Genomic DNA, 19,782 nt, shown 5'->3' with positions numbered 1-19,782 from the left:
TAAATTTGCCTACAAATAAAAAACTAAAAAAATTAATTCATTAAATTCATGTCTATGAAAAAACAATTGCTTTTCGTTTTTGGATTATGTGCCTTAGGTATGTCTGCACAAGACCATTTTTCGGGATTAAAAAACTCGAACAAAATAGGTATTTTCAGTGCTAGTAGAAACCCAGCTGAACTTTCTAATTTAGGTTCAAAATATGACATCAACCTCTTTTCGGTGAGTATGAATGTCTCTAATAACAAAGTAGGGTTTCAAGATCTTATCAAATCGGATAATGATTTAGAAGAGTTAATCTTTTCAGGAAATGAAGCGATCAATTTACGTATTGATTCTGAAATTTACGGTCCGGGTTTTGCCTTAAGATTAAACAAATGGGCTTTTGGAGTGAGTACCAAAGCGTATATCAAAGCGAATTTTGTAGATATTGATGCCCAATTAGGTAAAGCAATTATCGATGGTAATGAAGATGCAATCGTTAGTTCTGTGGCTTTAAAAAGTGATTACAACCAACGTATGAATGCCACTACTTGGGGGGAACTTGGTTTTACTGCAGCACGCACTCTTTTTGAAAATGAAAAACACAAATTCAACGGAGGAGCGGCCATCAAATTATTATTTCCTGGTTCTTATGCCAACTTTGGTATCGATAAATTCCAAGGAACAATTGACTACGCAGCAACTACTGCTTACTTAAATGATATTAATACTAATTTGAACATTGCGTATTCAGGAAATCTAACTGGGGATTTTTCTGATACTGATAACTATACAAAATCTGTTTTTGGAAAATTAAATGGTGTTGCTCTGGATTTTGGTGCCAATTACCAATTAAAAGACAATGACAATGGATACAAGTTAAACGCTGGTGTTGCTGTTAAAAATATGGGATCAATGACTTTCAAAGATCCTGAAAATTCTTCAACTAACTATGCTTTTGTTATTCCAGACGGAACGGTGTTGAATCCAGGACTTGATTTAAGCTTATTTGAAGATGTTGAAAGTTTAGAAGACGCTGAAACTGTATTAAAAGAAAAAGATTATTTGACAGAGAAAAAAGCAGAATCTAACATCAAAGTAAAATTACCTACGGTATTCTCTGCTTACGCTGATATCAAAATTATTCCTAAACTGTATGTGTCGCTTTTCACCCAACAAAAATTAGGAAATGATAATGACAATGACCAAATCACCACTCAAAATGTAGTTTCTATTACTCCTCGTTTTTCACTTAACAATTTCGAAATTTTCTCTCCTTGGGCAAGCAATGAAATTTCAGGTACCACTGGAGGTTTTGGATTGCGTTTTTATGGTTTCTACTTAGGTTCCAGTTCAATTGTAACAGCTTTAGCTAACGATTCAAAACAAGCTGATTTCTATATTGGATATCGTTTGGCTTTACGATAAGAGCTCCGTTTTTAAATCAGTATGAAAGCTGATTTTGTACTCCCTATACTAATTCCCTTAAACTGTTTTATTTGGTTAACCAAATAAAACAGTTTAAGGGTTTTTATTTAAAAATCCTTTAGATTACTTTTACATTCCAAAAACAGGTAAAAAGAATACAATACATGGAACTCTTCAATGAAAAAACGGTTAGCGAAGCTATAAAATATAGGCGTTCTATTCGTGTATTTAAAAAAGACAATCTAGACACCACTAAAGTTAAGGAGTGTATTCGGCTAGCCTCACTAGCTCCTACGAGCAGTAATATGCAACTTTGGGAATTTTATCATGTGTGTTCCCCTGAAAAATTAGCTCAAATTACCGAAGCTAGCTTTTATCAAAATGCAGCAAAAACAGCCAATCAAATGGTGGTGGTTGTTTCCAGAAAAGATTTATGGAAAAAAAGAGTAGCGGCAAATATTCGTTTTTTAAAAGAAACCTTTGGTAATAAACCTGAATCAGCGTACACCAAAAGAGAAAAATTCGCCTTACATTATTACCAAAAAATGGTACCTGCTTTATATTTTGATTTTATTGGAATTTTAGGGTATTTAAAATACATCTATTTTCATATCATTGGATTTTTTAAACCTACATACAAAGAATCTCGACGTAGTGATATGCGAATAGTTGCTCAAAAAAGTGCTGCTTTAGCCGCACAAAACTTCATGATTAGTATGGCAGCAATAGGTTACGACACCTGCCCTATGGAAGGTTTTGACTCCAAAAGAATAAAAAAAATACTCAACATTAATTCAGCCGCTGAAATCAATATGATTATTGCGTGTGGCATTCGAGAAGAAAATGGTGTGTATGGAGAACAATTCCGAATCCCTCTTGACGAAATCTATTTTAAACTATAATTTCCTTCAAAATAAATCCCCAAATAATGAAACAAATTAAAGACCGAATAGCATTTATAAAAACGAATGGTTATCCACTAGAATTTGAACCTATTTTTACCAAAGTATTTGAAAATTATAAAAAAATTGCACTATATGCTGGCCTTGTACTATTTGTATTTGGCGTTCTATTACTAGCCCTCATTTACGGCGGATTGTTATCCTATTTTGGTATTGACACCCTTAGGGATATGTTGAAACCTGAAAATTTGCAAACTAAAAATTTATCAAAAGAATTTCTTATTAACTATTCTGCTGCGGTAATTTTGTTTACAGCATTAATTAGTCCTTTTACAGCGGGTTTTATCAAAATGGCTCATTGTGCAGATCAAAATGAAGAATTTCATGTGAGTACCATTTTTCAATATTATAAACTAACTTATTTTGTACCTCTTTTTATAGCTACTTTTTGCATCACCTTAATCAATACGGCAATTTCTACCACTTTCGAACTATTAGGAATACCATTTGTGGGTACGGTTGTAACCATGCTAATCTCCTTATTTACATTACTTACCATCCCCTTAATTATTTTTGGAAAATATAATGCCATTGAGGCTATCCAAAGCAGTATTTTGGTGGTTTCTAAACAACCTTTTACAATTATCAATTTGGCAGTAGTTTCCATTCTCGCCTCACTAGTGGGACTTATGGTCTTTTGTATTGGAGTACTTTTTACCATTCCGTTTGTGTATTCACTTTATTATGTCTTATACAAAGAAATCATTGGAATAGAATAAATATTTGCACCCTTTGAATTCCAAAAACTTAATTTAAAAGGATATTTTAAAATTTAGCCCCATTTTTTCCTTAAATTACGTTCCATTAAGGGCAATTCATTGAAATTAAACAACCTACTATGTTTTATTGCTTCCTACTAAAAAACTTATTATTATCAACCGTTGCTTCCTTTAGGTGGCGCGTGAATTTGATAGATATCACTTATTTTTCACCTTTGGATACCATATCTAATGAAAAAAGTTTTTTTAGAACCATCGCTATTTTATTTATTATTCTCTTATTTGTTTTCTTTTATGTTTATCTGCGACCCAAAACAATTCTAAGACCTCAATTTTCAGATACTTATATAGACCAAAATACTAAAAACAAAGAATACCAACTCTATTTCTTATACATTGGGTTGTTTTTCATTGTCATAGAATGCTCTTTGGAAATTTTTAATGTAAGACCGCAAAGTTTGTTCGTTAGAAACATTACATTAGGAAGTTTATTCATATCCATCTATTATTTAAGCCAAAAAATCACAAGAATTTTTGATTATTTACACCTGATTTTCAAAATTTTATTTTGTCTTTTTTTATTGAATGTCACGAGAAATATCATTATCAATCCTACTGATAGCATTCCTTATGTTGGTTTTATTATCATGTTTTTATTTGCTTTTAATATTTTCAAACCCATACGCTACTATTGGTATTATGTTGCTTATGTTTTTACAATAATTGGTGTTATATACGCTTTTGATTTATTAGCAGCCAAGCCACTACTAATTCTTTTTAATTATTGTTTAATCGTATTTTGTGTCAATTTCATTCGACATCTTTCATTTATCAATATTAGAAATGAATTCCGTTTTTCTAATGAAATTGTCCATAAAGGTAACTTCTTGACCATTGCGATAAACACTAACAAAGAAGTTATTTTTTGTAGTCAAAGCATAAAAACCATACTTGGGTATGAAGGCAAAGAAGTAATGGGAACTCGTTTTTTGGAACTCACAAAAAGCGATGAATTTATTACTGAAGTTTTTAATGACGGTGCTCTTGATAGTAAATTGTTTTTAAACAATATCAAATGTAAAGATGGAAGTTTTAAATACATCCAATGGAGTTATCAAAAGTATTCCGAAACACTATATATAGGTATAGGCCAAGATATTACAGAACAAATACGCATCCAAAAATCGTATGAAAATCTAGTAGAAACAGCTAGTGATATTATTTTTGAGTTGGATCGTTTTGGCAATTATATTTTTATCAATAAACATGCTGAAATGCTTACTGGCTATAGCTTAGAAGAACTCTATAATTCTAATTTCAAAAAATTAATTCGGGACGATTTTAAAGAAACTGTAACTAATTTTTACAATCATCCTACTGATGATATGAATAGTTATCCTGTTATTGAATTTCCTTTTTTGAAAAAAAACAGAGAAGTCGTTTGGGTTTCCCAAAAAGTAGCAATTAACCGCAGTGAAACAGGAAAAATTATTGGTTTTTTTGGTATTGCTCATGATATCACTTTCTTAAAAAACAATGAAAAAGAAAAGTCTGTACAGCAATTAAAAAATCAAAAATACAGTTCAGCTCTTAAACAATTTACTGAACAGTGTTATTCTAACAACGAAAGTTTAAACACTAAAATCAAATATATCTTAAAGTTAACTGCCAAAACATTAAAAATTGAAAGGGTTAGCTTTTGGGATTATAACGAAAAACAAATTGATTGCAGGTACCTTTATAATAGAGAATTCGACAATTTCACTCGGGAACCTTCTATTATTCGAAATCAATATCCCAACTACTTTTCGAATATTGAACAGATGCAACAAGTAGTAGCGTCTGATGTATATGTAAATCAAATTGCTTTTGAATTTTGCAAAGATTATTTCCCTCAAAACAGAATCGTTTCCTTACTTGATACTCCAGTTATAATTAACGGAGAACTAAAAGGGATTATTTGCTTCGAAGCCACAGATACCATCTATAATTGGGATAATTTGGATATCAATTTTGCTCGTTCTATCTCAGATATTATTGCTATTTCGTTTGAGTCAAAAATGAGAATTGATATCGAAGATAAACTACGATACAAAAGTGAATTATTAGCGGCAATGACCGTTTGTACAGAGAAATTTTTAATTAGCAAAGATGTTGATGATATTTTCTCTAATATCTTACTATTAATGGGAAAAACTACCCACTCTCATCGTTCCTATTACTATAAAGCCAATGTTCAAAACAAAACCATCAGCCAACAGTACCGATGGTTTTGTGGGGATACTACCCTATCTCCTATTAATCCCGCTCTTCAAAACCTTCCTTATGACTATTATGAGGAATTATTAGTGCCATTACTTCAGAATAAAATTTTTGAAGCCAAAGTACAGAACATTCAAAATGCATCTTTAAAAAACAAATTACTCAATTTAAATGTTCGTTCCCTTATCCTATTCCCTGTATTTGTAAAGGGTGAATTTCATGGTTTCTTAGGTTTTGATGACACTTCGATCGATAGAAATTGGGTGGAAGATGAAATAAACATTCTGCAAATGTTAGCCAAAAATATTGCTGCCTCATTAGAACGCATCGATTCGGAACTGGCTATTTATGAAAGTGAAGAAAAATTCAGGCTCTTAGCAAACAACATACCTGGTACGGTATATCTTTCTGAAAATGACCAAAATTTTACCAAAATTTATTTGAATGATGAAATTGAAAAATTAACTGGTTATCCAAAAAAGGATTTTCTAGAACAAAAATTGGCCTATACGGATTTGATTCATCCCGAAGATGTAGCTGCTGTCATCGCCGAATCAGCCCTGAAATTAGCCAAGTCAGAACCATTTCATTTAAATTATCGAATTATCAAAAAAAACCAAGAAATCGCTTGGGTAGAAGAATTTGGTGATGCCGTTATTAAAAATGGTAAAATAATGTATATCGAGGGTATCATGTTGGATGTTTCCAAAAGAAAAGAAGCCGAACAAGCCATCGAACGCCAAAAATATGCCGAAGCTGCAAATAAGGCAAAATCAGAGTTTCTGGCCAATATGAGTCACGAAATAAGAACTCCACTGAACGGAATCATTGGTTTTACAGATTTATTAATGAAAACCAAATTGAGTGAAAATCAACTCAAACACATGGTAACAGTAAGTCAATCAGCACATACATTATTAGGCATCGTCAATGATATTTTGGATTTTTCAAAAATTGAGGCAGGAAAACTCGAATTATTTATTGAACGTGTCGAAATCAAAGATTTACTCAATCAAATTATGGATTTAATTTCTTTCGATTCTAATTTGAAAAATCTTGATTTACAATTGTTCATCGCACCAGATGTGCCAACTTATTTTTGGATAGATGAAGTACGTATTAAGCAAATATTAATCAATTTATTGTCTAATGCGGTAAAATTTACCAATAAAGGCTTTGTAAAATTACAAGTAACCAAACGCCAATCCATGACCAATGAAAAAACAGTGATTCGTTTTGCTGTTATGGATTCCGGAATTGGAATTTTAGAAAAAAATAAGAGTCGAATTTTTAGTGCTTTTTCACAAGAAGATAATTCTACCACAAAGAAATTTGGTGGAACAGGACTTGGACTTTCAATTTCTAATAAATTATTGGGGTTAATGGATAGCTATTTGGAATTAGAGAGTCAAATTGAAGTGGGCAGTACGTTTTACTTTGACATTACCATTAAAACTTCCAATCAAAAGGACGAAAATTACATTCTTCCTTCTCATGATGCCGAAAATCTTGCTCTCAAAAGTATTGCCCTACTCCAAAATGACAAACCTGTCATTATGCTAGTAGAAGATAATAAGATTAACATGTTGTTATTAAAAACAATTTTAACCAATCTTATTCCAAAAGCAATTATTTTTGAAATACAAAATGGTGAAGAAGCTATACATCAATTTGAAACGATACAACCCGATTTGATATTTATGGATATACAAATGCCTAAAATCAATGGTTACGAAACAACCAAAGCTATTCGTGAACTTGCTAACGGCAAAGTTTTACCAATTATTGCCATTACAGCAGGAGCTGAAAAAGAAGAAAAAAATAAATGTATTGCTGCTGGAATGAATGATTATATTTCAAAACCTATCGTAAAAGGAATCATAGAAGAAAAACTAGCGCAGTGGCTACAGTAATACCACTGTTACAATTTCTAATTTAAGTCTCATTTAAAAAAAATAAAGCTATGAAGTGGAAAGGCAGACGACAAAGTGACAATGTGGAAGACAGAAGAGGCTTCTCAGGAGGTGGAAAAACACTAGTAGGTGGAGGAATTATTGGTATTGTTATTTTGCTACTCAATATTTTTGGAGGAGAAAATGCGCAAATGATTACTCCCATTTTGGAGCAAATGAATCAAGAACAAACTACTCCAAGTGAACAAAGAGATTTAACTGCAACTGAAATAGAAGAACAACAATTTGTAAAAACCATACTGGCAGATAGTGAAGATGTTTGGAGTGACTTATTTGCTCAAAACAATCTTACCTATGTAAAACCCAAAATAATCCTTTTTTCAGGTGGGGTTCACACGGCTTGTGGAAGTGCCTCTTCGGCTTCTGGGCCATTTTATTGTCCCGGAGATCAAAAAGTTTATATGGACATGACTTTTTTTGAAGAACTCAAAACTAAATTTGGTGCCCAAGGTGGTGACTTCGCCACCGCTTATGTTATTGCCCATGAAATAGGTCACCATGTACAAACCTTATTAGGCACTTCTGCCAAAATGCGTAAGATGCAGCAAGGCAAAAGCAAAGCCGAAGCCAACAAACTATCAGTAGCTCTTGAACTTCAAGCTGATTTTTATGCTGGTATTTGGACCCATTATAACCAAAAAATGAATAACGTATTAGAAATTGGTGATATTGAAGAAGCATTAAGTGCAGCACATGCTGTAGGAGATGATGCAATCCAAGCAAAAATTCAAGGCCACATTGTTCCTGAATCTTTTACACATGGTACATCAGAACAACGCAAATATTGGTTTATGAAAGGTTTCAAAACTGGCGATTTACAACAAGGAAACACATTTGAGGAGATTCAATAACAACAATCAATTAAATGTATATTTGCGTCAAATTATAAAATATTTTGTTTTCATATGAAAAAAACTACTCTACTCCTTTTCATCCTATTTTCGACTAGCATTATTTTTTCACAAACAGACAGTTTATCAATTAAAAAAGAAGGTACTTTTAAGACCGCTGCTACTGTAATTAAAAATAGTGTTTTGAGTGTTCCAAATGATTTTAGTGAAATGGGACATACCATCTCATCTGATTGGAAAAGAACAGCCCTATATACAGGAGGAATACTTGGATTAATTGCTACCGATAAAATCACAACTGGTTTTTTACATGACCACATTGAGCCAAACATCGACTATACGCTTCCAAAAATTGACGTCTTAAAAACAGGAGTTGATTGGTCACAAGGCAATAATGCTTATATACTTTACCCCATCTTAGGTTTGTATGCTGGTTCCTTTATTGCCAATCATGAAAAAGGTCAGGTGGTGGCCATTAACGCAGTAAAGTCTGTTGCCTATTCCTATGTATTATCGCATTTAGTTCTAAAAACTATTTTTGCGCGACATAGACCACAACGACGTTTGAACGATGACAATCCTGTAGAATCGCCCTGGACAAAAAACAACTGGGATTTTGGGAATTATCACCCTGTCTATTTTAAAAGTAAGGCTGACGGTACTGCTCTACCTTCTTTTCATGCTACTTTTTATTTTTCAGTTGCCAAAGTTTTCCAAATGGAGTACAACAATTACTGGATACCTTACACGATAGCAACGGGAGTATTTTTAGCTGATATTAAGAGCCATAATCATTGGGTATCGGATTTACTTGTAGGAGGATTAGTAGGAACCATCATCGGGAAATCTGTAGTAAACAGTAGCCGAAAACAAATGGCCCAAAACAAAGGTACAGCGGTAATTGAAAATCCTAAAAAATTCAAAATGAATAAACAATGGGTTCCGCAAATTTCAAGTACGATGGTAGGCTTACATTTTATTGGCAGTTTTTAACTTTTTTAAAATAAAAATCAGCACCAAAAAGTGATAGCTGCAATTTATAATCGAAAGTTGTTATTTTATTTCCTTATTAAAAATCTAATTTACAAATGATTAGTTACAATCCTAAAGACTGGCTTACCTTTATCTTTCGCTTTCATAAAGCAGATACATTTCGAAAATTGTTACCCTTGATGATACTTATAGGCTTGTATGCTGAGGTAATCGCGTATTTAGAATTAGAATATTGGCATTTACCAGAAGACAGTCGTGTAAAAAATATTTCTATAATGCATGGAATGTTGGGATTTGTTATTTCACTACTCTTAGTTTTCAGGACAAATACAGCTTATGACCGTTGGTGGGAAGGACGCAAATTATGGGGCGCATTAGTTAACAATAGTCGAAATTTGGCAATAAAACTAAATGCTATTTTAGAAGATGAAAAAGACAAGATATATTTTAGAAAAATGATACCGAGTTATGCAGCCATTTTGAATAAACATCTCAAAGACGAAGAAACAGGCAAACAATTAGCAGAAGATATCGTATTACCTGTAGATCATCACACCCATCGCCCAAACCAAGTGGCTAAAATGATGTTTTTAAAAATTAATGAACTGTATAAAAATCAAAAAATTACGGGGGACCAACTCATTATCATCAACAGTGAAATTCAATCTTTTACCGACATTTGTGGTGCGTGTGAACGTATCAAAAACACCCCTATTCCATATTCTTACAGTGTTTTCTTGAAAAAATTTATTTTTTTCTATGTCATGACATTGCCATTTGGTTATGTATTTAATTTAGGCTATCTGGTGATTCCAGTAGTGGTTTTTATCTTTTATGTTTTGGCGAGTTTGGAATTAATTGCCGAAGAAATTGAAGAACCCTTTGGAAACGATGATAATGATTTACCAACACAGAAAATTGCTGAAAACATTAAAAAACATGTAGAAGAATTACTCTAATGAGAAACGTATTTTCCACAGCTAATCCAACTAAATTCCGTTGTAAATATTCTTAAAAAGTGAGGTTAATAACTTTGAACCTCGATAGACAATGTTTATATTTGCAACCTTGAAAAAAACACAAAATGAAGATATCTTATAACTGGCTGAAACAATTCATAAAAACCGACTGGAAATCTGAGGAAGTATCGAACTTACTTACTGATTTAGGTCTTGAAGTAGAAGGTATAGAAAAATACCAATCTGTTAAAGGAGGTTTAGAAGGAATCGTAGTAGGACATGTATTGACTTGTGAGCAACATCCAGATGCTGATCGTTTGAAAGTTACCACAGTAAACATTGGTGCTGAAGCTCCAATTCAGGTGGTATGTGGAGCTGCCAATGTAGCTGCGGGACAAAAAGTGCCGGTGGCGACCATTGGAACTATACTATATGATGCTGATGGAAATCCTTTTACCATTAAAAAAGGAAAAATTCGTGGACAAGAAAGCTTTGGGATGATATGCGCTGAGGATGAATTAGGTCTTGGTAATAGTCACGATGGTATTATGGTACTTGATGAATCTTTGGTACCTGGTACTCCAGCAGCTAAAGTATTCAAGGTTGAAAACGATGAAGTTTTTGAAATTGGATTGACTCCTAACCGTGCTGACGCTATGAGTCATTTAGGAACGGCTCGTGACCTAAGAGCTGGATTAATGCAAAAAGGAATCAACACCGAATTGATTACCCCATCGATATCCAATTTTAGAGTGGATATGCGAACGTTGAAAATTGATACTAAAATTGAAGACATTACCTTAGCTCCTCGTTATTGTGGAGTAACTATTTCGGGAGTAACAGTAAAACCATCTCCTAACTGGTTACAAGATCGCTTAAAAGCAATTGGGATTACCCCAAAAAATAACATAGTCGATGTTACTAATTATGTGTTACACGATTTAGGTCAACCTCTTCACGCATTTGACGCTTCTAAAATTAATGGAAAAATCATAGTAAAAACACTTCCATCAGGTACAAAATTCACTACTCTTGATGATGTGGAAAGAACGTTACACGAAGAAGACTTGATGATTTGTGATGAAAAAGGCCCTTTGTGTATTGCAGGAGTGTTGGGTGGAAAAAACTCAGGAGTTACGGAGCATACCAAAGATATTTTTATAGAAAGTGCCTACTTCAATCCAGTAAGCATTCGTAAGACTGCTAAAAGACATCAATTGAGTACTGATGCATCATTCCGATTTGAAAGAGGAATCGACCCAACCATTACGGCTTATGCATTGAAACGTGCAGCCATTTTGATTAAAGAAGTGGCAGGTGGTGAAGTAACCTCTGATGTGAGTGATATGTACCAAAAGAAAATTGAGGATTTTACTGTTTTTCTTAACTTTAGTCATGTTACCAAAATCATTGGTCAAGAAATCCCAAAAGATGCTATCAAACAAATATTGGTTTCTTTAGACATTAAAGTTAATAGTGTCTCTGAAGCTGGATTAGGACTAACCATTCCTGCCTACCGAGTGGACGTACAAAGAGAGATTGATGTCATCGAAGAAATTTTGAGAGTATATGGGTACAACAATATTGGTTTTTCAGGTAAACTAAATGCTACTGTTTGCAATTCACCACGTAATGAAGATTATAAAATTCAAAATATTGTTGCCTCTCAATTGAACTCTCAAGGCTTTCATGAAATGATGGCTAACTCATTAACTACGGCTGATTATGTTAAACTTTCTGAGAATTTGAAAGAAGAACACAATGTAACCATGTTAAACCCATTGAGTAATGATTTAGCAACTATGCGTCAATCTTTATTGTTTTCGGGATTAGAAGCTATTTCATACAACATCAACCGTAAGAATAGTGACTTAAAATTATATGAATTTGGAAAATCGTACCATAAATTTTTATCGGGTTTTGAAGAGCAAAAACATTTAACTTTATTTCTTACTGGAAATCGAAATTCCGAAAGCTGGACATCAACACTAAAACCATCTGATTTCTTTTTATTCAAAGGATATGTAGATGCTGTTTTAGCACGATTGGGGATTCAAAAAACACAAAATTCACCTGTAAGTTCAGATGTGTTTTCAGAAGGAGTTGCTATAGGAACGGGACACAATGCCTTGGTAGAATTTGGTGTAGTTAAAAAATCCATTTTGAAACACTTTGGTATCAAGCAAGAAGTTTTTTATGCTGATTTTAACTGGGATGCTATTTTAAAAGCCATTTCATTAAAAATTAAATATACTGACATTCCTAAATATCCTGAAGTTCGCAGGGATTTGGCATTGTTGATTGACCAAACAGTAAGCTATGATGCTATTTACGAGGTAGCCAAAAAAACAGAAAAAAGTTTGTTGAAAAACATCAATCTTTTTGATGTGTACCAAGGAGACAAACTTCCAGAAGGAAAAAAATCGTACGCGCTGAGCTTCACCATTCAAGACAGTACCAAAACACTGACTGATGTACAAATTGATAAAATCATGAGTAAATTGCAAACTAATTTTGAAACAGAATTAGGCGCTAGTTTGAGATAATATTCATTTATTCCATTATAGAAAAATCCCATTAGTTGAAAAAACTAATGGGATTTTTAACTTTTAAAGACACCCCTATGATTTTGGCAAAAGTACCGCATCAACTACGTGAATAACCCCATTTGATTGATTCACATCGGCAATTGTAACCATTGACATTCCTCCTTTTTCGTCAGTGATGTATAGTTTTTTACCTTTCATCCAAGCAGTTAAAGTACCACCGCTTACGGTTTTCATAGTTGCTTTACCATTACCCATTTTAATTGCTTTGGCTATATCTGAAGCATTCATTTTTCCAGCTACAACATGATAGGTCAAAACCGTTTGTAATGTCTTTTTATTCTCTGCCTTTAATAAAGTTTCAACTGTTCCCATTGGTAATTTATCAAAAGCTGCGTTTGTTGGAGCAAAAACAGTGAAGGGTCCTTTACTTTGCAAAGTTTCAACTAAATCAGCTGCTTTTACTGCTGCAACTAGTGTTGTGTGATCTTTGGAATTTACTGCATTTTCAACAATGTTTTTAGTAGGATACATGGCTGCTCCACCCACCATTACTGTTTTTTGAGCATAAGAAGTTGCCCCGAATACTAATGCTAAAAATGCTACTGATAAAAATTTTCTAGTTTTCATAAATTTATTTATTAAGTTATAATAGCATTTACGCTAGAAGATTCGATTTGGTTTTAAAAAAAGAAGAAAAAAATAAAACTTTTTCATTCAAATCTATAAATCAACACTTTAGATATAAAAAAACTCCAATGACAAAAAAGAACATTGGAGTTTTAAAACTAGTTTAAATCTTAATTTATAAAGATGAAATAATCCCCACAATAAAAGTCATAAAAAATACGACCACATAAAACGATAAAAAAATTAACGCCACTATACCCATAAATTTATAATGAGATTTCAAATATTCAAATGATGCATTCAATTGCTGATTATCACTGAACTTAAATGCATTTTTCACTTTCGAAGAAAATTTAAACAAGTAATATACTGGAAAAAAGTACACCAAACCAATAAGAAGATAAATCACTGAAAAAATTCCACCACTTATTCCCATCATGGGATTAATCCCATTTCCAATACTATTAAATTTAGAAAAGATACTACCTATAAAAAAAGCCACAATAACAATAAGCCCAATAAAGACAAATCCTAAGATAGAAAGAAAATACCCCCATTTAGCAGTTTCTTTTAAAAATCCCTGAGCTTCAAGTGATAAGTCAAAAATCGGTTTTAACTCGGTTTCATTATAATTTTCTTCCATAGTTTCTAAAATTTAGATTTAATTTTTCTTTGCAAATTTAATTGTGGTAGTCCCTTTATTAGAATTTATTTTTAAAAAATAATTTCCAGTTTTTAAATTTGAAACATCAATAGACGAAATTTCATTATTTGCTCGTAAATCCAAAGCAAGCTCACCCAAAATGTTATAAACACTAATTGACTCTATAACTTCTCCACTTTGACTTCTTATATTTAAAAAATGAGTGACTGGATTGGGATGAATTGTAAAATTAGTTAAAAAATCGAAATTCGAATTTTCTAAGGTTGTACAAGTATAGGATATTCCCGTAATATTGTAATAGGCAAGATAAGAGGTCAAATCTTCGTGAAATGACTCCCCAATACAAATCGAATTCAAATTTGGGCAATTTATTATACTGACACCATTAATACCACATGGTGCCGGTGGAAAAGGATTCATAGTTTTAGCTGTTAAACCCGAGTTAGGATTTAAAAATTTTATCTTATTATTATTTACATTAATGGAAACCAAATTGGGATTATTGTCTAAATTTAAGCTTACAAGCTCACTGATTCCACTAATATCAATAGAACTAAATAAGTTATTTTGACAACTAAGTTCGGTCAAACTAGTAAAATAACTGATACCTTCAAGATTACTAATATTGGCATTATCAATAACCAATTCTTGAACAGCAGTAGCTTCTGATACTTCGATTTCACCATTATTGTTAACATCTATTTTTATAGGCATTAAGCGGTTACAACCATAAAATGCAATCGAATTATTAGTATCAGCAGCTAATAATAATGCCTTAAAATTAGCATCAGGAATAGAAACAATCTGAGCAGATGCATAATTGAGTATCAATAATGTAATTAGGGTAAAGTAGTTTTTCTTCATATGTAAGATTTTAGAGTAAATATACAACAAAAACCAATACTAAATATTTTCTTACTTTAATTAATTTTAAACAAAAAAAAACCTCACATTCCTGTGAGGCTTTCTATTATAAAAAAGTTGAGAATTATTTTTTCTCAGATTTTTCCATTTTAGCTTTCAATGCAGCTAATACATCATTGTTGTCACCTAAAGTCGCAGCTGGTGCGTTAGTAGATGCAGATGAAGTATTTTCAGTTGCAGCTTTCACATTCTTCTCTTCTTCTTCACGGAAGATAGCAGTGTGAGATGCTACTACTCTTTTAAATTCTTTGTTGAATTCGATTACTTTGAAATCTGCTGATTCCCCTTTTTTCAATTTCTTACCGTCTTCTTTTTCAAGGTGACGAGTAGGAATGAAAGCAACGATATCATCTCCAAATTCTACAGTAGCTCCTTTGTCAACAATCTCAGAAATCTCTCCGTTGTGGATAGTTCCAACAGCGAATGAATCTTCGTACTGATCCCAAGGATTAGCAGTAGTTTGTTTGTGACCTAATGATAATTTACGTCCTTCAACATCTAATTCTAATACTACTACTTCTAATTTTTCACCTACATTTACAAACTCAGATGGGTGCTTGATTTTCTTAGTCCAAGACAAGTCAGAGATGTAAATTAATCCATCAATTCCTTCTTCTAATTCTACGAAAATACCAAAGTTTGTAAAGTTTCTAACGATACCTGTATGCTTAGAACCTACTGGGTATTTAGCAGTGATATCAGTCCATGGATCTTGAGTTAATTGTTTGATACCTAAAGACATTTTACGATCGTCTCTGTCAAGAGTTAAGATAACTGCTTCAACAGTATCTCCTACTTTTACGAAATCTTGAGCAGAACGTAAATGAGTTGACCATGACATTTCAGAAACGTGGATTAACCCTTCAACACCTTCAGCTACTTCGATAAATGCACCGTAATCAGCGATTACTACTACTTTACCAGAAACTTTATCCCCAATAGTTAAGTTTGCATCCAATGCATCCCATGGGTGAGCGTTCAATTGTTTCAATCCTAATTGAATTCTTGTTTTCTCATCATCAAAATCAAGGATTACAACATTTAATTTTTGATCTAATTCAAGAACTTCAGATGGGTGGTTGATTCTTGACCAAGAAAGGTCAGTAATATGGATTAATCCATCAACACCACCTAAGTCAATAAACACACCATAAGAAGTAATGTTTTTAACAACACCTTCTAATACTTGTCCTTTTTGTAATTGACCAATGATTTCTTTTTTCTGTACTTCAATATCAGCTTCAATAAGTGCTTTGTGAGATACAACAACGTTTTTAAATTCGTGGTTGATTTTCACCACTTTGAATTCCATAGTTTTGTTTACGTAAACATCGTAATCTCTAATTGGTTTCACATCAATTTGAGATCCTGGTAAGAACGCTTCAATTCCAAAAACATCAACGATCATACCACCTTTAGTTCTACATTTTACAAAACCATTAACGATTTCCCCAGTTTCATTAGCAGCGATAACTCTATCCCATGATTTGATAGTACGTGCTTTACGGTGAGATAATACTAATTGACCTGTTTTATCCTCACGGATGTCAATTAATACTTCTACTTTATCACCAACTTTTAAGTTAGGATTGTAACGGAATTCGTTTAATGAAATTACACCTTCAGACTTAGCATTGATATCAACGATAACGTCTCTATCTGTAATTCTAACAACAACACCTTCTACTACTTCTTCTTGATCTGTAGCGATAAATGTTTTAGACACTAAATCTTCGAATTCTTGTAAGTTTTTTTCATCTACTACATCAATACCTTCTTCGAAATTGTGCCAGTTAAAATTTGCTAAAAACTCTTCTTGTGATTGGATTTGTTCAGACATGCTGATTAAAAATTTGTATTCTGCGCTCTCTTGAGTTTCTTAAGTGATAGAAAACAACAGAAGTTGTTTATATAATTAGTTGATACCTAATGGAAACTCTTATTCACCAAAAGGTCTGCAAAATTAATCTATTTTTCTGTAACTACAAACAAAAAAGACTGATAATCACCGTAAAACTCTATTTAATTTTAGGTTCCTTCATCACTATGCTTGATTTAATTAATTAAAATGGCATTAAATTACACATTGAATCCACACACCTCCATACTTTAACAGTAAGTCATCTTTCACAAAACTAAGATTTCAATACAAAAAGCTACCACATACTCACTTTCACCCCACCAAACAAACACTATCCTATTCACAAAACATAAGACGTATATTGTTAATAATTTATTAATATCGACTTCAAATAGGTAGTACTACTATTATTATATTTGATATTATTAAACATTTTATTACATATATTATGAAACAACTTTACTATTTACCCCTACTCATGTTGCTATTTTCCACTAGAAGTAAGGCGCAAACTTTAGATGTAAATTTCACAGGCAGCTGCACCAGCTACTCTATTCTGAACGACTCTCAAACTCTTGCACAATCTTTTACGGCAGGGATTTCGGGACAACTTTCGAAAGTAAAAGTTAGCCTTTCAGTAAATTCATGCATATACACTAGCAATATGAATTGTGTAGCTACTATTTACCAAGGTACTTGCGGAGGAACTGTTCTTGCTACACAAAATGTTTCATTTGCTACCGGAAGCACAAACACCCTAAAAGAAATAACTTTCAATACACCTGCTAATTTGGTTTCAGGCCAAAACTACACCCTACAACTTTCCGTGCTCCCCAACCAAATGTGTGATGAAGATTTTTTAGTACTTATACCCATTAATGTGAGTGCCAAATGGTATCAAGGCAGTGCTTTATGTGGAGGAGCTTCTTATGTAGGAGGTAGCGCCTATAATTCAGGATGTATCATAAATATATTGAGTGATTATTATTTTCAAACTTTTATAAATAATACCACCTTAAACAACCAAGAATTTATATCGGAACATTCAATTTTAATAGTTCCAAATCCAACCAATGATTACATCCATATCAATGGCTTAAACCAACCTGAAAATTTTAACATTTATAATAATGAAGGTAAAATTGTTTTGGAGGGCATTATCGAAAACAACAAAACGATTGACGTACAATCCCTAACCCATGGCATTTATTACCTAAAACTTACAAATGGTAAAAGGTATAAATTTTTAAAAAATTAGACAAAAATATCATGTATTTGTCAAAGAGTAAAACCTCATGACTCAAGTTATAATTGCCATTTTTTTATGAAAAACAATTATTCAGCCATTTAATTTAACATCACTATTAAAACACCTCATTGGAACAAAAAAAAATCTAAACACCATCATCCATCAAAATTAAAGGGGTAAAACTGTTTAATTTACCAAAAATCACAAAGCAACCCCATACAATTAGGTGGTGTGAATAATTTTTTTATACATTTGCCAAAAAATTACAAATACTATTCCAATTAAATTAAACCTAACAATCAACATGAGAAAAATTATTCTTAGCGTGATATTAATCGCTCTTTTGGTTTTTACCTTCTTTTCAAATTTCTTACTAACTCCTCATCCTGTTCCTGCAGAAGCAGTTACTTTTGATACTGGCGATACAGCTTGGATGATTGTTGCAACTGCTTTAGTACTGATAATGACTCCTGGATTAGGATTCTTTTACGGTGGTATGGTAGGGAAAAAAAATGTAATCAGTACAATGCTTCAAAGTTTTATGGCAATGATAATTGTAAGTGTACTTTGGATTGTTATTGCTTTTAGTATGTCCTTCGGTACAAGTATTGGAGGTATTATTGGAAACCCGCTTGAATATTTAATGTTTGAAGGTGTTGGTACAAAGACAGCTTGGAGCTTAGCCCCAACTATTCCTTTTATGCTTTTTGCTTTATTTCAAGCAAAATTTGCAATTATTACACCTGCTTTGATTACAGGTGCTTTTGCCGAAAGAATTCGTTTTTGGGCATATATGTTATTTATGGTTTTGTTCATCTTGTTAATTTACACTCCTTTATGTCACATGACTTGGCATCCTGATGGAATATTTTTCCAAATGGGTGTATTAGATTTTGCAGGAGGAACAGTTGTTCACATGAGTGCTGGATGGGCTGCCTTAGCTGGAGCTATGTTTTTAGGTAAAAGAAAAGTACAAAAAGTAAACCCTGCCCGAATTACCTATGTATTATTAGGAACAGGATTGTTATGGTTTGGATGGTTCGGTTTCAATGCTGGTTCAGCTTTAGGAGCTAATGGTTTAGCCACTCAAGCATTAGGAACTACTACTGTAGCAGCAGCGGCAGCTGGTATGGCTTGGGTATTTATTGATAAAATTTTAGGTCATAAACTTTCTGCAATGGGCGCTTGTATCGGAACCGTTGTAGGGTTAGTTGCTATCACGCCAGCAGCTGGATTCGTTAGTATTCCTCACGCAATATTCATAGGTGTATTTAGTAGTTTAGTGAGCAACTACATGGTTAGCTTATTTCCTAAAGGAAAAATCGACGACGCACTTGATGTATTTGCTTGTCACGGCGTAGGCGGTATGACTGGAATGTTATTAACTGGAGTTTTTGCCTCCTCTACTGTTAACCCTGCTGTTGTAGATCAAGGACTTATATTTGGAGAAACAAAATTGTTTTTCAATCAAACAATTGCTTTGGTAATGGTTTCTCTTTTTGCTTTTATTGCTTCTTACGCTTTATTTTTTATTGTAAACAAAATTACACCATTACGTGTATCCGAAGACAAAGAAGAATTAGGTTTAGACATATCTCAACACGGAGAATACCTTTAAAAATTTTTATTTACAATGTAAATAACCTGTCAAATACGAAAAGAAGCCGTCTCAAAACTGAGACGGTTTTTTTGTATATATTTGGTTTTTTATAGGTTATTTCGTATATTTAGTTATTGATATTAGATAGTTAAATATGAAATTCAAACATTACAACCAAC

Annotated in this window: 14 protein-coding genes; 10 read left to right on the top strand and 4 right to left on the bottom strand. The window is 32.8% G+C overall.

Annotation, left to right across the window (positions count from 1 at the left end):
- Positions 1 to 54: 54 nt before the first annotated feature.
- The 8 genes from K5R64_RS06935 to pheT all read left to right on the top strand — a co-directional run bounded on the left by K5R64_RS06935 (position 55) and on the right by pheT (position 12,675).
- Positions 55 to 1,410: a DUF5723 family protein gene (locus K5R64_RS06935; protein ID WP_255580320.1), complete on the top strand. Its 1,356-nt coding sequence runs from the start codon at positions 55 to 57 to the stop codon at positions 1,408 to 1,410.
- 164 nt (positions 1,411 to 1,574) lie between these two features.
- Positions 1,575 to 2,312 (top strand): nitroreductase family protein, encoded by a 738-nt coding sequence (locus K5R64_RS06930; RefSeq protein ID WP_220762140.1) that lies wholly within the window; start codon positions 1,575 to 1,577, stop codon positions 2,310 to 2,312.
- Positions 2,313 to 2,338: 26 nt separating this feature from the next.
- Positions 2,339 to 3,091, top strand: coding sequence for a hypothetical protein (locus tag K5R64_RS06925; protein ID WP_220762138.1), 753 nt, complete (start codon positions 2,339 to 2,341; stop codon positions 3,089 to 3,091).
- 119 nt (positions 3,092 to 3,210) lie between these two features.
- Positions 3,211 to 7,266 (top strand): PAS domain S-box protein, encoded by a 4,056-nt coding sequence (locus K5R64_RS06920; protein ID WP_220762136.1) that lies wholly within the window; start codon positions 3,211 to 3,213, stop codon positions 7,264 to 7,266.
- A 50-nt stretch (positions 7,267 to 7,316) separates the two neighbouring features.
- A complete protein-coding gene (locus tag K5R64_RS06915) occupies positions 7,317 to 8,177 on the top strand; it encodes a neutral zinc metallopeptidase (RefSeq protein WP_220762134.1) in 861 nt (286 codons plus the stop codon).
- Positions 8,178 to 8,231: 54 nt separating this feature from the next.
- Positions 8,232 to 9,170, top strand: a complete 939-nt coding sequence (locus K5R64_RS06910) for a phosphatase PAP2 family protein (protein ID WP_220762132.1) — start codon at positions 8,232 to 8,234, stop codon at positions 9,168 to 9,170.
- A 95-nt stretch (positions 9,171 to 9,265) separates the two neighbouring features.
- Positions 9,266 to 10,129, top strand: a complete 864-nt coding sequence (locus tag K5R64_RS06905; protein ID WP_220762129.1) for a bestrophin family protein — start codon at positions 9,266 to 9,268, stop codon at positions 10,127 to 10,129.
- 125 nt (positions 10,130 to 10,254) lie between these two features.
- A complete protein-coding gene (pheT, locus tag K5R64_RS06900) occupies positions 10,255 to 12,675 on the top strand; it encodes a phenylalanine--tRNA ligase subunit beta (RefSeq protein WP_220762128.1) in 2,421 nt (806 codons plus the stop codon).
- A 75-nt stretch (positions 12,676 to 12,750) separates the two neighbouring features.
- Here the strand turns inward: pheT and K5R64_RS06895 are convergent, their stop codons facing one another.
- From K5R64_RS06895 to rpsA, 4 genes are all read right to left on the bottom strand, one after another.
- Positions 12,751 to 13,305, bottom strand: coding sequence for a fasciclin domain-containing protein (locus K5R64_RS06895; protein WP_220762126.1), 555 nt, complete (start codon positions 13,303 to 13,305; stop codon positions 12,751 to 12,753).
- 175 nt (positions 13,306 to 13,480) lie between these two features.
- Positions 13,481 to 13,948, bottom strand: coding sequence for a DUF5362 family protein (locus tag K5R64_RS06890; protein WP_220762124.1), 468 nt, complete (start codon positions 13,946 to 13,948; stop codon positions 13,481 to 13,483).
- Positions 13,949 to 13,966: 18 nt separating this feature from the next.
- Positions 13,967 to 14,833: a T9SS type A sorting domain-containing protein gene (locus tag K5R64_RS06885; protein ID WP_220762122.1), complete on the bottom strand. Its 867-nt coding sequence runs from the start codon at positions 14,831 to 14,833 to the stop codon at positions 13,967 to 13,969.
- 124 nt (positions 14,834 to 14,957) lie between these two features.
- The gene (gene rpsA, locus K5R64_RS06880; RefSeq protein WP_220762121.1) at positions 14,958 to 16,733 is read right to left on the bottom strand and encodes a 30S ribosomal protein S1; all 1,776 of its coding nucleotides are present in this window, start codon (positions 16,731 to 16,733) and stop codon (positions 14,958 to 14,960) included.
- 469 nt (positions 16,734 to 17,202) lie between these two features.
- On the opposite strand from rpsA, the gene K5R64_RS06875 reads away from it, so the two are divergent.
- Complete coding sequence (locus tag K5R64_RS06875; protein ID WP_220762120.1) at positions 17,203 to 18,012, top strand: T9SS type A sorting domain-containing protein; 810 nt, start codon at positions 17,203 to 17,205, stop codon at positions 18,010 to 18,012.
- Positions 18,013 to 18,307: 295 nt separating this feature from the next.
- Entirely contained in the window at positions 18,308 to 19,621 is a 1,314-nt protein-coding gene (locus K5R64_RS06870) for an ammonium transporter (RefSeq protein WP_220762119.1), read from the top strand.
- Positions 19,622 to 19,782 lie beyond the last annotated feature (161 nt).

Origin of the sequence: Flavobacterium sp. UMI-01 (assembly GCF_019656315.1) — a bacterium.
In the GTDB taxonomy this organism is placed as follows: domain Bacteria; phylum Bacteroidota; class Bacteroidia; order Flavobacteriales; family Flavobacteriaceae; genus Flavobacterium.
Note: the sequence above shows the minus strand (reverse complement) of the source record. Positions and strands in the feature narration are given on the sequence as shown.